The organism is Tsukamurella paurometabola DSM 20162, assembly GCF_000092225.1.
Lineage (GTDB): Bacteria > Actinomycetota > Actinomycetes > Mycobacteriales > Mycobacteriaceae > Tsukamurella > Tsukamurella paurometabola.
This window is the reverse complement of the sequence record NC_014158.1, coordinates 1,450,317-1,466,297: the sequence shown is the minus strand read 5'-3', so window position 1 is coordinate 1,466,297 and position 15,981 is coordinate 1,450,317. Positions and strand designations below refer to the sequence as shown.

16 protein-coding genes are annotated in these 15,981 nt (G+C 68.2%); 4 read left to right on the top strand and 12 right to left on the bottom strand.

The annotated features are described in order from the left end of the window. Positions 1–3 precede the first annotated feature (3 nt). A complete protein-coding gene (locus TPAU_RS07015) occupies positions 4–471 on the bottom strand; it encodes a nuclear transport factor 2 family protein (RefSeq protein WP_013126063.1) in 468 nt (155 codons plus the stop codon). A 102-nt stretch (positions 472–573) separates the two neighbouring features. Here TPAU_RS07015 and TPAU_RS07010 point away from each other — a divergent pair, with 102 nt between their 5' ends. Next, entirely contained in the window at positions 574–900 is a 327-nt protein-coding gene (locus tag TPAU_RS07010) for a YchJ family protein (protein WP_013126062.1), read from the top strand. Between the two features lie 61 nt (positions 901–961). Here the strand turns inward: TPAU_RS07010 and TPAU_RS07005 are convergent, their stop codons facing one another. The 4 genes from TPAU_RS07005 to TPAU_RS06990 all read right to left on the bottom strand — a co-directional run bounded on the left by TPAU_RS07005 (position 962) and on the right by TPAU_RS06990 (position 3,938). Continuing rightward, positions 962–1,444: a DUF5130 domain-containing protein gene (locus tag TPAU_RS07005; RefSeq protein WP_013126061.1), complete on the bottom strand. Its 483-nt coding sequence runs from the start codon at positions 1,442–1,444 to the stop codon at positions 962–964. Next, positions 1,431–1,688, bottom strand: coding sequence for an aa3-type cytochrome oxidase subunit CtaJ (gene ctaJ / locus TPAU_RS07000; protein WP_013126060.1), 258 nt, complete (start codon positions 1,686–1,688; stop codon positions 1,431–1,433). The genes TPAU_RS07005 and ctaJ overlap by 14 nt, the downstream gene beginning before the upstream one ends. Positions 1,689–1,752: 64 nt before the next feature. Beyond that, a complete protein-coding gene (locus TPAU_RS06995) occupies positions 1,753–2,343 on the bottom strand; it encodes an HNH endonuclease (protein ID WP_013126059.1) in 591 nt (196 codons plus the stop codon). 143 nt (positions 2,344–2,486) lie between these two features. Next, complete coding sequence (locus TPAU_RS06990; RefSeq protein ID WP_013126058.1) at positions 2,487–3,938, bottom strand: sensor domain-containing diguanylate cyclase; 1,452 nt, start codon at positions 3,936–3,938, stop codon at positions 2,487–2,489. 79 nt (positions 3,939–4,017) lie between these two features. Here TPAU_RS06990 and TPAU_RS23440 point away from each other — a divergent pair, with 79 nt between their 5' ends. Both TPAU_RS23440 and TPAU_RS06980 read left to right on the top strand, forming a co-directional pair. Continuing rightward, the gene (locus TPAU_RS23440; protein WP_013126057.1) at positions 4,018–4,425 is read left to right on the top strand and encodes a globin; all 408 of its coding nucleotides are present in this window, start codon (positions 4,018–4,020) and stop codon (positions 4,423–4,425) included. 62 nt (positions 4,426–4,487) lie between these two features. After that, positions 4,488–6,089, top strand: coding sequence for a glycoside hydrolase family 13 protein (locus TPAU_RS06980; RefSeq protein WP_013126056.1), 1,602 nt, complete (start codon positions 4,488–4,490; stop codon positions 6,087–6,089). Between the two features lie 16 nt (positions 6,090–6,105). Here TPAU_RS06980 and TPAU_RS06975 read toward each other — a convergent pair whose 3' ends face one another. Continuing rightward, the gene (locus TPAU_RS06975) at positions 6,106–6,591 is read right to left on the bottom strand and encodes a DUF4188 domain-containing protein (RefSeq protein WP_013126055.1); all 486 of its coding nucleotides are present in this window, start codon (positions 6,589–6,591) and stop codon (positions 6,106–6,108) included. 88 nt (positions 6,592–6,679) lie between these two features. Here TPAU_RS06975 and TPAU_RS06970 point away from each other — a divergent pair, with 88 nt between their 5' ends. Next, on the top strand, positions 6,680–7,345 hold the full coding sequence (locus TPAU_RS06970; protein WP_013126054.1) for a MerR family transcriptional regulator: 666 nt from the start codon (positions 6,680–6,682) through the stop codon (positions 7,343–7,345). Here the strand turns inward: TPAU_RS06970 and TPAU_RS06965 are convergent. From TPAU_RS06965 to TPAU_RS06940, 6 genes are all read right to left on the bottom strand, one after another. Further along, positions 7,309–7,950: a DUF8185 domain-containing protein gene (locus TPAU_RS06965; protein WP_013126053.1), complete on the bottom strand. Its 642-nt coding sequence runs from the start codon at positions 7,948–7,950 to the stop codon at positions 7,309–7,311. The two genes, TPAU_RS06970 and TPAU_RS06965, sit on opposite strands and share 37 nt — an antisense overlap. Next, the gene (locus TPAU_RS06960) at positions 7,947–8,351 is read right to left on the bottom strand and encodes an acyl-CoA thioesterase (RefSeq protein ID WP_041944807.1); all 405 of its coding nucleotides are present in this window, start codon (positions 8,349–8,351) and stop codon (positions 7,947–7,949) included. The genes TPAU_RS06965 and TPAU_RS06960 overlap by 4 nt, the downstream gene beginning before the upstream one ends. 81 nt (positions 8,352–8,432) lie before the next feature. Then, positions 8,433–12,647, bottom strand: a complete 4,215-nt coding sequence (locus TPAU_RS06955; protein ID WP_013126051.1) for an NAD-glutamate dehydrogenase — start codon at positions 12,645–12,647, stop codon at positions 8,433–8,435. A 196-nt stretch (positions 12,648–12,843) separates the two neighbouring features. After that, positions 12,844–14,517 carry an energy-dependent translational throttle protein EttA gene (ettA, locus tag TPAU_RS06950; protein ID WP_013126050.1) on the bottom strand — a complete coding sequence of 558 codons (1,674 nt, stop codon included), beginning with the start codon at positions 14,515–14,517 and terminating at the stop codon, positions 12,844–12,846. Positions 14,518–14,622: 105 nt separating this feature from the next. Next, positions 14,623–14,820 carry a hypothetical protein gene (locus TPAU_RS06945; protein ID WP_041944332.1) on the bottom strand — a complete coding sequence of 66 codons (198 nt, stop codon included), beginning with the start codon at positions 14,818–14,820 and terminating at the stop codon, positions 14,623–14,625. 113 nt (positions 14,821–14,933) lie between these two features. Then, positions 14,934–15,908, bottom strand: a complete 975-nt coding sequence (locus TPAU_RS06940; RefSeq protein ID WP_013126048.1) for an NADPH:quinone oxidoreductase family protein — start codon at positions 15,906–15,908, stop codon at positions 14,934–14,936. Positions 15,909–15,981 lie beyond the last annotated feature (73 nt).

Here is a 15,981-nt window from a genome sequence, read left to right as displayed (position 1 = left end):
CGGTCAGCTGATAAACGGGTGTCCACTGACGGTCTTGCCGGGATCGTCCTGGATCACGTCCCAATGCTCGACGATCTTGCCGTTCGCGACGCGGAAGATGTCGGCGACGGCCTGGGCCTTACCGTCGTAGACGGACTTGGCGTAGACGACCACGATGTCGCCCTCGGCCACGATGCGCACGATGCTCGTCGCGTACTTGGGGTCGGCCACGACGGGGCCGAGTACCGCGATGAAGGCCTCGCGACCATCGGCGACCTCGGGATTGTGCTGGATGTAGGTGTCACCGATGTAGCGGTGCGCGGCGCCGGCGAGATCCTTGTTCACGAAGCCCTCAGTGTAGAAGGCGGTGACCACCTGTTTCGGGGTCGACGGGGCCGGAGCGGCGAGCGCCGGGGCGGACACGGTGAACACCGCGGCGAAGGCGAGGAACGCGGCGAGGACGGCGCGGCGTGCACAGGAACTGTAGGACATGCGACCACCATTCATTGAAGTTTCAAGCGTCGCCTGGAATCACATCACGCTCGCACCCGGCACCACAAGGTGACGGTGGCGACACCGCGGTAGGCTCCCGCCGTGACCGACCCGTTCCCGGAGACCGCCGAAGCGCTCATGCGCTCACGCTTCGACGCCTTCCGTCGCGGCGACGCCGCCTGGCTACTGGCCACCTGGCACCCCGACACGCGGCCCGCGACCCTGACGATCGACGACGCCCTCACCTGGCGCGGCCTACAGATCGTGGACACCGTCGCGGGCGGCCCGAACGACGATGCCGGTGTCGTCGAGTTCCGTGCCACCTACGTCGACGACGGCGAATTCGGCGTCCTGCACGAGCGCTCCCGATTCGTCCGGGAGGGCGGCCGGTGGCTCTACGTGGACGGCACCTTCCCCGGCGACACCTGACCCGACCCGACGACGAGAGCCCCGGACCTCACGGTCCGGGGCTCTCGTCTGCGATTGTGGATCAGGCCGTCGGAGGCTTCACCGCCGACGCCATCACGCGCAGGGCGGCGATCAGGCCGTCGATCAGATCGCCCTTCTGGAACGGCGGGATCGCGGCGGTCACACCGAGCTGGGCGACCTTGTCGCCGAGGCGGTCGGCCACCTCGCGGCCGGTGACGACCACGATGTCGTTGCTGTTCGGTGAGACCGCGATGAGCGCTCCGTACTCGGGTTCGGGCGCCTGCCGCAGGACCGCCTCGGCGCCGGCGTACACGTCATCACCGAGGTCTCCGATGTAGACCGAGAACCGGGCCTTCGCATCGCGAGTAGCGCGGATCAGGGCCTCGTCGAGGCCGATCAGCTCCTCGCGGGTGAACGGCGGGTTGACGGGGCTGTCGCCGGCCTGGCGGGCGGCGGAGATCCGGCCGCTCGACGTGATGACCGTGCCGATGGGCAGGTCTCCCGACGGGACGGCGACGCTGTTTCCGTGATCACCACTTGCCACTTGCGGCACCTCCGATCAGGTTCTCGTTCGCATCGTCGCCGTGATGCGCCCCGTGCGGGGCGACCGGGGCTTCGTCGACCGCACTGAACAGCAGGGGCTCGCGGGTCCACGGCTCACCGAGCTTGTACTCGCCGGGCTGCTGGTACTTCTCGTTACGGCCGGTGGCCATCGAGATGACACACAGGACGACGACGATGATCGTGGCGATCACCGTGATCCCGCCGACGATGTTGAGCAAGCTCACTGTGGGCCCCTTTCCTTCTCTGTCGGACGCCCGACGGCGCTGGTCGGTCTTGGAACAACTTAGCCTATGCCGCATCGAGGTCGAGATACCGACTCCACATCGGGTCGACCTCCTTGAGGGTCGAGAGCAGCCGCCAGTGCCGCCCCTGCGGGGGCCGCGGCTCGGTGCGCAGCGTCCACCCCAGTTCGGACAGCAGCCGGTCCGCTTTGCGGTGATTGCACGATGCGCAGCACGCGACGCAGTTCTCCCAACTGTGGCCTCCGCCGCGGGATCGCGGTTGCACGTGATCGATGGTGTCGGCCTTGCCGCCGCAGTAGCCACAGCGGAACCGGTCGCGGTGCATCAATGCTGCCCGGGTCATCGGCACCTGCGCGCGGTACGGGACGCGGACGTACGTGCGCAGCCGGATCACCGAGGGCACAGACAAGGAACGGTCCGCTGAATGCACCAGCGGACCGTTCGGATCGTCGTGGACCACATCGGCCCTATCCCTGAGCATCAGGACTATTGCCCTGCGCATCGATACCGCGGTGAGCGGTTCGTACGTGGCGTTGAGCAGGAGTACCCGGCGCTTGCCCCACGCGCTACGGTCGGTCCGGGAGTCGTCGGCAAGCGCTCTCGTCGCGGAGGTACCCGCGCCGTGCGACCGCTTCATCGACTCTCCTCACGTCTGCTACGGCCCCGCCGCACCCGGCGGAGTCGCCGTAAGTAGTGCACCACGCCGACGACGGTTCCGCACGCTGATTTAGACGCATTTCCCTGGGCGAACAGGCGGACGATCGGTGAACGCGAGGTGACCTACCCTGCGACCACCCGGTCTCGCCCGCCTGCCTTCGCCCGGTAGAGGCGCTGGTCCGCTTCGCGCAGCAACAGTCCCGGAGTGGTCTCCTCGGCCTTTCCGGACGCGCCGCCACAGCTCACCGACACGCGGCGCGCACCGTCGTGGACGAGGCCGAGCGCAAGCACCTCGCGCCGCATCTCTTCGAGGACGGCCGCGAAGTCGATGTCACCGGTCATGATCAGCGCGAGTTCGTCGCCGCCGTACCGGGCGGCGGCATCGGAGCCGCCCACCGGAACGCGCGCGACCACCGAGGCCAACTGGCGCAGTGCCCGGTCTCCCGCGGAGTGTCCGTGCGCGTCGTTGTACGTCTTGAAATCGTCGATGTCGATGAGCGCGAGGTGCACGCGCCCTCCGGATGCCGATGCCGCATGCCAGGCCGCGCTGAGGGCACGGGTGAAGCCCCTGCGGTTGGCGATGCCGGTCAGATCATCGATCTCGGCGAGGCGTTCGAGCGCCAGCGCCTCGCGCTCGAGCCGACGGCGTTCGGCGATCTCACCGCTGATATCGGTGGAGATGCCCACCATGCGCAGGATCCGGCCGGTCGGATCGCGCTCGATCACCCGCCCGCGGCCGCGGACCCAGAGCCACTCGCCCGAACGAGTGCGCAGGCGATGCTCGCAGGAGTACTCCGCGCTCTGTCCACGCATATGCCTGCTCATCGACATCAGGGCCGCTTGCAGATCGTCGGGATGCACACGGCTCTCCCACTCCAGGGCGGTGTCACCGACCTCGTCCTCGGCATAGCCGAGCATGGACTTCCACCGGGCCGAGTAGAACACCGATCCGCTCGCCAGATCCCAATCCCAGATGCCGTCGCCGGAACTGTCGACCGCCACCTGCCACCGGGCCTCGGCCCGCGCCAGGGCCTGCGCCGACCGGTGGGATTCGGTGACATCGCGGGAGACGCCGATCAGCCCGGTGATCCGGCCGGCGGGATCACGGTAGGGCGCCTTGAGGGAACGGTAGACGCGCCACTGCCCCCCGATCTCCCCCTCCTCACGGATCTCGAGCGGCTCACCGCCGGTGATCACCCGGCGATCGTTGGCGGCCACCTGCTCGAACAGCTCCGGTGTGAGGAACTCGCTGTCATCGCGACCGAGGATCTCCGACACCGGACGGTCACCGGCCTCGATGACCTCCATGGCGGCGGCGTTGAGGAACAGGTATCGGCCCTCGGAGTCCTTGACGTAGAGGGAGTCGGGTGCCGCGTCGGCGATGGCCTGCACGTGCCGGAGGCGCCGGAGCTCGGCGCTGTCCGCGCTCGCATCGACCAACGCGCTGAGCGAATCGACGAGTCTCCGTAGCCGAGCGATCTCGGCCAGTGCCTCATCGAGATCGACCGGTGCAGCCGGGCCGCCCGCACGAGCGGTGGGCCGCTCGCGCCCGGGATCGGCTTCCGATGCGTTCACGGGGACACAGCGTAGTTCTCTTGTGTGGAGCTGCAACAGGAGATCGGGAGATGTCGCAGCCCGTGCGAGACTGGAGGGTGTGAGCAGCCCCAGCCAGCAGCAGAGCTTCTACGACGCGGTCGGTGGCGCGGAGACCTTCCGTGACCTCATCCACCGGTTCTACCTCGAGGTGGCCGGAGACGAGTTGCTGCGGCCGCTGTATCCCGAGGCGGATCTCGGCCCCGCCGAGGAGCGGCTGCGGATGTTCTTCGAGCAGTACTGGGGCGGTCCGCGCACCTATTCGGAGAAGCGGGGGCACCCGCGGCTGCGCATGCGGCACGTGCCCTTCCGGATCACCGAGCTCGAGCGGGACGCGTGGCTGCGCTGCATGGACGTCGCGATCGCTTCGATCGGCGACGACCGCATGGAGCCCGCCCGCAAGCAGGAGCTCAGGGCCTACTGTGAAATGGCCGCGCAGATGCTCGTGAACACCCCCTTGGGCGCCTGAGCGCTCTACCCCCGGCACCGCACGATTCCCGCCGTACCCGCGCGGGGAGAACGAGGAGTGAGATGACGCCGCCCGCCGGCCCCGGCCCGCACCGCGATTCGACGCCGTGGTGGAAGGATGCGACCTTCTACCAGATCTACCCGCGATCCTTCTCCGATTCGAACGGCGACGGTGTGGGCGACCTGCGCGGGGTGATCGACCGGCTCGGATACCTGGAGTTGCTGGGCATCGATGCGCTGTGGCTCTCCCCGGTGATGCGCTCCCCCATGGCCGACCACGGATACGACGTGTCGGACCCGCGCGATATCGACCCGCTGTTCGGCGATCTGCAGGATATGGACGACCTGATTCGCGAAGCGCATGCGCGCCGGATCCGGGTCACGATGGATCTGGTGCCGAACCACACCTCCGATCAGCATCCGTGGTTCCGGGCCGCACTCGCTTCCGGGCCGGGCAGCCCCGAGCGGGACCGCTACATCTTCCGGGACGGCCGGGGGCCCAACGGTGATCTGCCACCGAACAACTGGCCCAGTATCTTCGGCGGGCCCGCATGGCACCGCGTCACCGAGGCGGACGGCCGACCCGGCCAGTGGTACCTGCACATCTTCGCTCCGGAGCAGCCCGACCTGAACTGGGAGAACGACGACGTCTTCGAGGACCTGGCCGCCACGCTCCGATTCTGGCTCGGTCGCGGCGTCGACGGATTCCGGATCGACGTGGCGCACGGCATGGCCAAGCCGGCGGGCCTGCCCGATATGGATCTGGCGAACAACCAGATCATGGACAACGACGAGAACGACCTCCGATTCAACGATCCGGGGGTGCATGCGATCCACCGGCGGATCCGCGCCGTGATGAACGAGTTCCCGGACCGAGTGACGATCGGCGAGATCTGGGTCAAGGACAACGACCGCTTCGCCGAGTACATCCGGCCCGACGAACTGCATCTCGGGTTCAACTTCCGGCTCGCGGAGGCGGCGTGGGACGTGCGGGAGATCCGGGATGCGATCGATAACTCGTTGATCGCGGTGGAATCGGTGGGCGGAACGGCCACCTGGACGCTGTCGAACCATGACGTGCCGCGCGAGGTGACCCGCTTCGGCGGCGGCGCCGTGGGACAGGCGCGCGCCCGGGCGATGATCCTCGTCGAGCTGGCCTTGCCGGGAACAGCGTTCCTGTACAACGGTTCCGAACTCGGGCTGCCGAACGTCGATCTGCCCGACGAGGCACTGCAGGATCCCACCTGGGAGCGTTCCGGCCACACCGAGCGCGGTCGCGACGGCTGTCGCGTGCCCCTACCGTGGCAGGGCACCACGCCACCGTACGGATTCTCGACCAATCCCGACACCTGGCTGCCGATGCCCGACGACTGGACGGACCTCACCGCCGAGGCGGAACTGGAGGACCTGCGCTCGACGCTCACGCTCTACCGGACGGCGCTGGAGTTGCGTCGCACCCGGCCGGAATTCCGCGGCGATGCCATCGAGTGGTACGGCTCGCCCCGACCCGGCACCGCCGCCTTCCGGCGCGTCGGCGGGCGGCTCACCTGCGTCGTGAACGCATCGGATACCCCGGTCGAACTGCCCGAGGGCGAGCTGATTCTCGCGAGCGCGTCGCTCGTCGACGGTTTGCTGCCGCCGGACGCGGCCTGCTGGCTGGCGTGATCCGGCTCGGCCGCCGTCAGGCGCCGATGCGCTCGCGGGAGGTCCCGCCGCGGTTGGCCAGCGGCTGCGTGCCGATCGCGGCACCGAGCCCGACGGGCCCTGCGAGGTCGGCGTAGATCGTCTCGTGCGCGCCAGCGGGAACGCGGTAGGTCTCGTGCCACAGGCCCACGCGCGCCGCTCCCGCACCATGAGTCAACCGGTAGAACGTCAGCCAGGCAGGTCGATGTTCGAGTTCGGTGGCGTGCGAGTAGCTCTCGAGTTCGGCGAACGAACGCCAGTACTGCACCACGATCGGACCCGTAGGTGCGATCGCGTTGAACCCGCCGAGATATCCCAGCGCGCCACCCGCGGCGCGGTCGCGTTCGAGTTCGGCCTGCATCCGGAACATCGCCCGGCTCACGAAAAATGCCTGGCCCAGGCGCCAGGCGCGGCGCGGACGCATCCCCAGTAGGAACACCACCAGATCGCCGTCATAGGTGTCGGTCTGCATGTCGTGGTTCATGGTCCGCTCCTCGCGTCCGCCGGATATCCCGCTGGATAACCCACCAACCATATTGGAGAGTGCCACTATCCTATGTCAAGATCATCACATGAAATTGTCGGAACTCTCCACCGAGACCGGCGTCAGCACCGCCTCCCTGAAGTACTACCTGCGTGAATCATTGCTGGCGCCGGGCGATCCGATCACCCGCACCCAATCCGACTACGGCCCGATGCACGTCGAGCGGGTGCGGTTGATCCGCGCGCTGGCCGACTCCGGCGGGCTCTCGCTCGCTCAGATCCGGCGCGTCCTGAACGCCCTTGACAGCCCGGCCGTGGCACGTCACGACATGTTCGGCGTCGCTCAGGAGGTGCTGGTCGAAGCCTCCCCCGTCGTCGACGACGCCGAGTGGAGCGCCCTCGCCGAGGGCTTCGTCCGCGAACGCGGTTGGCGGATCCAGGAGCATGACCCCCTCATCCCCGTCCTGGGCAGCCAATTGCGCGCGCTCCTCGCGTCGTGCCCCGTATCGGATACCGACACGCTGGATCGCTGGGCCGACGCCTCCGAGATGATCGCCTCCGCCGATCTCGACGTACTCTCCGACGACGACGCGGAGGCGCTCAAGACCGTGATCGTCGGGACGGTGTTGTCCGACAAAGTGCTCCAGACACTGCGGCGCCTCGCCCAGCAGGACCGCAGTGCACGACTGCACGACGACGCACGGACCTCACACGCCGGTCAGACCAGTAGCGACGGCCCGGCCTCCCGGCGCTGATACAGCGAGCCGAACCGGGCGTCCACGCGCACCCACGTGGCGGTCGCCGATACCCGCACGGGCTCGTCCGCGCCGTCGGCGGCGAATCCCATGGCTTCCAACGAGAACGCGGTGCGCAGGCTGATCGGTACCGTCTGCCCCGCCCCGGTCACGGCCATCACATCCGAGTCCAGAAGCGACGGTGGCGGCCCCGCTGGACCGCCCGCCTCGCGCCCCACTTCGACGCCGCGTTCGGCGACCGCGCGCAACGCCGCCGCGGGCACATCGTCGACGTGGGTGAACCCGCCGGCGGGTGGCAGAGCGCCGCGCCAGGCCGAGTCGAGCGCGAAGCCGACGTCGACGTAGCCGTCGGCGGCCGACGGGTCCGCACGGACCGATTGGAGGACGGTGGCAGCGCTGCAGACCAGCGAGTCCGGTGCCACGGCGCCGTCGAGCACACGCACCGCGAGCACCCCGAAGCCGGTACGTCCCCATACCTCGACTCGCTCGTCGTCACGGCGCCGTACGCGCAGCACCGCCGAATCGTCGGTCCGGAGCAGCCGAGTGGCGAAGGCCGCGAGGTCGGCACGCACCGGCCCCGCGATGGTCAGTCGCCGATCACTCACCGCGAGAACGACTTCAGATAGTCACGCTGTTCGCCTGACAGTCGGCGCACCCGCTGCTCGGCCACATCGAAGGCGGCGAGGCGCACCGTCGCCACCACCGCCGGAGCGGCCCCGAGCTCCGCTCCCGCGGGCCGGACCTCGTGATGCACCACGAAATCCGCGGCCCGCACGGCGGAGGTCCACACGGTCACCTGGAGAGGTGAGTCCTGATGGCGCAGCTGGCCCCGGTACTCGACCTCCAGCTTCGCGAGCAGCAACCCGTCCAGTAGGTCGCGGGTGGGCGCGTCCGGCGCGAAGAGCAGCGGGATTCGCGCCTCCTCGAGCAGCGTCACCATGCGGGCGTTATTGATGTGCTGGTACACGTCCATATCGGACCAGCGCACATCCACCGGAACCGTCAGGCCCGACGTTCCGTCGTCGAAGGTGGTCCGGACGCCGGTGACGCCCGCCGCGGTGAAGCTGTACTCGGTCACCCCGCCACGCTAGCCGACGCTGCGCAACACCGACCTCAGGGCCCGCGTGGCCACCGAGAGGATCGACTCCTGATTCGCCGGCGGCTCGCCCTCCTCGGCATCGAGGATCTCCGCGAGCAGCGAGCGCACCCGCTCGAGGCTGCGGGAATTGTGCGACTCCCAGTCGGCGATCTTCTGGTCGGCGGGCTCCCCCGGATCGGTGAAGTTGAGCACCTCGATCGTCAGGGCCCGCAACGCGCCGTACAGATCATCACGCAGTGCCAGCCGCGCCATTTCGCTCCATCGGTCGCCACGCGGCAATTCCGCGACGGCCCCCAACATCCGATCCACCCGCAGGTGCTGCATCATCGCGAAGTAGAGCTGCCCGACCTCGTCGTCCTCACGCTCGGTGATATCGGCGATATCGACGACGTCGAGCAGGCTGAACCGATACAGCGCACGGCTCACGCTCAACGCCAACTCGCTCGGAACGCCTGCGGATTCGGCCCGATCAGCAGAGGCACGGGCCTGCGAGTCGTACTCGATTCCCCACTCGCCCATCGCCGCCGACAGTGCCGCGATCCGGCTGGCGTACCGATTGACCTCGGCGCCGATCGCGATGGGCTGCGGCCGGCTGTTGAGCATCCAGCGGGCACCTCGGTCGAGCACCCGCCGGCTCTCGGCGAGCAGCGCCGCGGTCTCGGCGGCGGACACCGGAAGCGCCCGGATCTCGGACCACGTGGTGGGCAGGTCGAAGACCCGGCTCACGGCGACGAAGGCGCGCACCGCATCACTCGCACTGGCACCGGTCTCCTCCGAGAGGCGATATCCGAAACTCACGCCCGCGTTGTCCACCAGTTCGTTGACCACCTGGGTCGCCACGATCTCACGGCGCAGCGGATGGGCGAAGACGGCATCGCCGGCGCGGTCGCGCAGCCGATCCGGGAAGTAGCCGGGCAGGCGGGCGGCGAGCGCATCGTTGTCAGGAAGGTCACCGGCCAGGAGGTCGTCCTTGATCGCGAGCTTCACGTGCGCCATCAGGTTCGCCAGTTCGGGCGAGCTGAGTCCCTGCCCCGCGGCCTGCAACCGGTCGGTCTCCTTGCGCGTGGGCAATGCCTCCAACCGCAGATCGACACCACGATTGCGGGACAGGTCCGCCAGGATCCGGGCGTGCACGTCCACCATCTTCGGCGCCAGGGCGCGCTCCACGGACAGAGCGAGATTCTGGGAGACGTTGTCCGCCAGGACGAGACGGGAGACGTCGTCGGTCATCGAGACCAGCAGATCGTGCCGCTCGTCCCCGGCGATCGCACCTGCGGCGATCTGCCGGTCCAGCAGGATCTTGATGTTCACCTCGTGGTCGGAGCAGTCCACGCCGGCGGAGTTGTCGAGGGCGTCGGTGTTGATCCGGCCGCCACTGCGGTCGAACTCGATGCGTCCCAGCGGCGTGACTCCGAGGTTGCCACCCTCACCGATCACCTTGGCGCGCAACTCATTACCATTGACACGGATGGCGTCGTTGGCGCGGTCGCCGACCGCGAGATCGGTCTCCGTCGAGGCCTTGACGTAGGTGCCGATGCCGCCGTTCCACAGCAGGTCGACCGGTGCCAGCAGGATGGCCCGGATCAACTCGGGCGGGGTCATCTCGGTGACACCGTCGGGCAACGCCAAGGCGGCGCGCACCTCGGGGCTGATCGGCACCGACTTCTGATCACGGCTGAAAACGCCGCCGCCGGCACTGATCTTGTCGGTGTCGTAGTCCTTCCACGACGAGCGCGGCAGGTCGAACAGACGACGCCGCTCGGCGAATCCCACTGCGGCATCGGGGTTCGGATCGAGGAAGATGTCGCGATGGTCGAACGCGGCGACCAGGCGGATGTGCTCGGAGAGCAGCATGCCGTTGCCGAACACGTCCCCGCTCATATCGCCGACACCCGCAGCGGTGAAGTCCTCGGAATGAGTGTCGACACCCATCTCCCGGAAATGCATCTTCACCGACTCCCAGGCACCTCGGGCGGTGATGCCCATGCCCTTGTGGTCGTAGCCCTCCGACCCGCCGGAGGCGAAGGCGTCGCCGAGCCAGAAGCCGTAGCCATCGGCCACGTCGTTGGCTATATCGGAGAACGATGCGGTGCCCTTGTCGGCGGCCACCACGAGGTAGGTGTCATCGCCATCGCGACGCACCACTCGCTCGGGAGGCAACACCTCGCCGTCGGGGCCCAAATTGTCGGTCACGTCGAGCAATCCCGAGATGAACGACCGGTAGCAGGCCACGCCCTCAGCGCGCTGGGCCTCGCGGTCGACCGCGATGTCGCCGGTGAGTTCGGGCGGGTTCTTCACCACGAAGCCGCCTTTGGCGCCGACGGGCACGATCACCGCGTTCTTGACCGCCTGGGCCTTGACCAGTCCGAGGATCTCGGTGCGGAAGTCCTCGCGGCGGTCCGACCAGCGCAGGCCGCCGCGGGCCACCATGCCGAACCGCAGGTGGACGCCCTCCACGCGCGGCGAGTAGACGAAGATCTCGAACCGCGGCCTCGGCTTCGGCGCCTCGGGGATGCGGCCCGGCTCCACCTTGAGCGAGATCACCGGCTTATCGGCATAGAAGTTGGTGCGCACCGTCGCCTGCACCACGTGCAGGTACGCCCGCAGGATCCGATCGGCGTCGAGGCTGGTGATCGCTGCCAGCGCCGTCTGCACATCGGCCTCGGCCTGCGCGGCGGCATCGGCGTCGGCAGCCACCGGGTCGAACGTCGCGCCCCACAGCCGCTGGAGCGCGAGCACGGCATCGCGGTGGTCGAGCAGCACCTGTGCCATGTGCCCGGGGCTGTACCCGAATCCGCACTGCCGCAGGTACTGGCCGACGGCGCGGAGCAGTGCCACCCGGCGCCAGTCCAGACCGAAAGCGAGGATCAATTCGTTGAACCGGTCCACCTCGCACTCGCCGCGCCATACCGCCGCGGCACCGGCGCTGGCCAGTTTCCGGCGCTCGGCGAGGTGCGCCTCGAGGTCGGCATCGGCGACTCCGGCGACAGCCGCGTCACGCAGCGCTTTCGGGGCCCGCAGGCCGAAGTCGTAGACGGTGCAGGTCACTCCGTCGGGACGGCGCACCGTGTACGGCCGCTCGTCGAGCACCTCGACCCCCAACGACTGGAGCACCGGGAGCAGCTGGGACAGGGTCACCCGGCCACCGGTGAGGAACATGGCGAAGCGCAGGCCGGTCTCCTCGCCGGGCGGATCGTAGAAGACCAGGTCCATTCCCTCGGCCGGGAGCCCGTCGATCCGGGTGACATCGGCGAGCGCGAGCTCGGGCGCCTGATCCTCCTTGTAATTCGGTGAGAACCCGGGGAGGTAGGTGCGCACCGTCTCCACATCAGCACCTGCGGCCGCGGCCGCGGCGAGGACATCCTCGTCCCATGTGCGACTCGCCTCGCCGAGCCGTCCGCGGATCCGGGCCTCGTCGTCCGCGCGGAATACCGGGACCGCGGATTCGTCGCGCGGGAGCAACACGAATTGAATTCGAGCGATGGCGGATTCAGTAACCCGGGCGGTGAACCGGTCGACCCGCATACCGGTCTCGTCCTCAAGCACATCGATCAGGACACCCCGGGCGCGGGAGGTGTAACGATCGCGCGGCAGATACACCAGCGCGGTCGCGAACCGAGCCAGTTTGTCGGTACGCAGGAACAGAGCGAGGTCGCCGTCGCTCAGTTCACGAAGCCCCCCGAACACCCGCGCCAGTTCGTCCTCATCGCCCACGATGAGCCGCAGCCGCGGGAACGTCTGGATGTACTCCATCAGACGCTGGTTCGCCGAATCCGCCGGGTCGACGCCGATCCGGGTGAGCACCCGCTCGATCTTCGCCCCCACCATCGGGATGTCGAAGACGTTGTCGTGCAGGCCCAGAACGGTCAGCGCCATCGCGTAGCACACAGTGGCGCCGCCGTCGGCGGGAGTCGCATTGAGCAGGAAGGGCGCGCCGGCGGCATCACCGAGGGGCTGCGCCAGTTCGATCACCGCGATGTCTCCGGCCGCCGGCGCGGGCAACGCGTCGAGCACAGCGCGTACCTGCGGCGCCGGGTCGCTGAGTACCCCGGTGCCCGCACCGTCGCTCCAACTCCCGAGCACCCTGGCGTTCCCGTCCGCGAGCCATGTCATGAAGTCCGACGGGGACCGTCCCGGCGGCTGCGCCGTCACCGCGGCAGCGGTGCGGGGAAAGGCGGACTGGTCGATCGCGGACAGCGCCACGGGCGTGCTCCTCCTGCGGGTCGTGGCAGCGGACACGCGAAATGCAGGGTCAGCACGCGGCGCCGTTGCCAAGGTGTGACGGAGCTGTGAGCTCCGACGACCAGACTACGGGCGGAGAGGGGGCTACGGGCCAGTAATAACGACGACGGCGCCCACCACCGTGGAGGTGACGGGCGCCGTCGTCGGCGGAGAACGCTCAGTCGCGGGTGAGCTTGCGATGCGTCACGGCGTGCGGACGGGCCGCGTCGGCACCGAGCCGCTCCACCTTGTTCGCCTCGTAGGCCTCGAAGTTGCCCTCGAACCAGAACCACTGTCCCTCTTCGACGTTGCCCTCCCACGCGAGGATGTGGGTGCACGTCCGGTCGAGGAACCAGCGGTCGTGCGAGATCACCACGGCGCAGCCCGGGAACTCCTGGAGGGCGTTCTCCAGACTCGACAGGGTCTCGACGTCGAGATCGTTGGTGGGCTCGTCGAGCAGGATCAGGTTGCCGCCCTCTTTGAGGGTCAGTGCCAGGTTCAGCCGGTTGCGCTCACCGCCGGACAGCACCTCCGAGGGCTTCTGCTGATCCGGGCCCTTGAAACCGAAGGCGCTGACGTAGGCGCGCGAGGGCATCTCGTTCTGGCCGACGGTGATGTAGTCCAGACCGTCGGAGACCACCTCGAAGACCGTCTTCTTCGGGTCGATATTGGCGCGGTTCTGGTCGACGTAGCTGAGCTTGACCGTCTCGCCGACCTTCACATCGCCGGAATCCGGGGACTCGAGGCCGACGATGGTCTTGAACAGCGTGGTCTTGCCCACGCCGTTGGGGCCGATCACGCCGACGATGCCGTTGCGCGGCAGCGTGAACGTCAGGTCCTTGATCAGGACCCGGCCGTCGAAGCCCTTGTCCAGGTGGGAGACCTCGACCACCACGTTGCCCAAGCGCGGCGGCGTGGGAATCTGGATCTCTTCAAAGTCGAGCTTGCGGTGCTTCTCGGCTTCGGCCGCCATCTCGTCGTAGCGCTCGAGACGGGCCTTGTTCTTGGTCTGGCGGGCCTTCGCGCCGGAGCGGACCCACGCCAGCTCCTCCTTGAGCCGCTTCTGCAGCTTCTGATCCTTCTTGCCCTGCACCTCGAGCCGTTCGGCCTTCTTCTCCAGGTAGGTGGAGTAGTTGCCCTCGTAGCCGTGCAGCTTCCCGCGCTCGACCTCGCAGATCCACTGCGCGACGTGATCGAGGAAGTACCGGTCGTGGGTCACGGCGAGGACGGCACCGGGATAGTTCGCGAGATGCTGCTCGAGCCACAGCACCGACTCGGCGTCGAGGTGGTTGGTGGGCTCGTCGAGCAGCAGCAGATCGGGCTTGCTGAGCAACAGCTTGCACAGCGCGACGCGACGCTTCTCACCGCCGGACAGTGTGGTGACCGGCGAGTCGCCCGGCGGGCAGCGCAGCGCGTCCATCGCCTGCTCGATCTGCGAGTCGACTTCCCAGGCGTCCACGGCATCGAGCTGCTCCTGCAGCTTGCCCATCTCCTCCATGAGCTCATCCGTATAGTCGGTGGCCATCAGCTCAGCCACCTCGTTGTAGCGGCGCAGGTTGACCATCGTCTGGCCGAGGCCGTCCTCGACGTTCTCCTTGACGGTCTTGGTCTCATCGAGCTGAGGCTCCTGCATCAGGATGCCGACGGTGGCCTCCGGGTCGAGGAAGGCCTCGCCGTTGCTCGGCTGGTCGAGCCCGGCCATGATCTTGAGGATCGACGACTTACCGGCACCGTTCGGGCCGACCACGCCGATCTTGGCGCCGGGGTAGAACGACATCGTGACGTCATCGAGAATGACCTTATCGCCGTGCGCTTTACGCACCTTCTTCATGGTGTAGATGAATTCAGCCACAGTCCCTACCCTGTCTCACACGAAAACCGCCCACCGGGATGCCGGGGGCAAACGTGTCCAGCGTACCCATCGCGGCGGGTGTCGGCGTCACGGCGGTCGGGCGCGTCAGCGGCGCGCACGCAGTGATCGTGCGATGCGCTCGCCGGCGATCACGATCGCTGCCGCCACGATCAGCAGGCAGACGGGAACGTAGAACTCGACCCAACCGTTCGCCACAACGATGATGCCGACGATGAACGGTGCCGCGGCGAGCACCATCAAACCCGCCGCGAGCAGGCTCTTGACGACGTCCCCGACGATCACGTCGACGTCGACCCCTACATTCTCAGACCGCTTCGCCCCGGTGTCTGTTTCATCAACCACAACACGTTTTTACCATCACGAATTCCTCGTGGTGATCGTCTCCGATCGAAGTGTCAGTCCCTGATGCCGAGGAGGATCTTGCCCACCGCGCGTCGCTCGTCGATGCTGAGCAGCGCATCGGTGACTCGGTCGAGCGGGTACGTCTCACCGATCAGCGGTTCGATGAACCCGGCCTCGATCTTCGGCAGGAGGTGCGCCCACTGGCGCTGCAGGTAGCCGGGCCGGGCCAGCGCGTAGGCACCCCACGCGACGCCCACCACATCGAGGTTGTTCAGCAGCAGCCGATTGACCTTGACCTCGGGGATCGAGCCCGCGGTGAATCCGACCACGAGCGCGCGGCCGTCGGTCGCAAGCGATCGCAGCGAATCGGTGAATCGGTCGCCGCCGACGGGGTCGACCACGATGTCAACGCCCTTGCCTCCGGTCGTTGCCGTGACCGCCTCGCGAAAGCTGTCGGCGAGTACGTACTCATCGGCCCCCGCGGCGACCGCGGCCTCCCCCTTCTCTTCCGTAGACGTGACCGCGATGACCCGCCCCGCATCGAAGGCCTTCGCCACCTGGATCGCCGCCGAGCCGATACCGCCGGCCGCGCCGTGTACGAGCACTGATTCGCCGGCGGCCAGGCGACCGCGGTGGAGCAGTGCGAAGTGCGCGGTCAGGTAGTTGAACGGGATCGCGGCCGCCGCCTCGTAGGAGAGTGAATCCGGGATCGGGAACACCGCATCCGGGGAGCACGCGACCTGTTCGGCGAAGCCCCCCAACAGCGGGAGCGCCGCGACCCGCTGCCCGACGGCGAGCCCAGAACCCTCCGGCGCGGCGGCGACCGTACCGGCAACCTCGGCCCCCGGAATGAACGGCAGGTCGGGTTTGACTTGATAGAGGCCGCGCGACTGCAAGACCTCGGGGAACGCGACGCCCGCCGCGCGAACGTCGATGAGCACATTCGTCGTTCCGGGATCCGGGCTCGGAGCGTCTACCAGTTCCAAGGAGGTGGGTCCGCCGAGCGTGGTGATCTGCGCCGTCTTCATGACTGCCCACGGTAGGCGGCCCGGCGCGGCGGCGGAGCCGATCCGGCTCGCCGCACCCCGCCGGGTGGCTCAC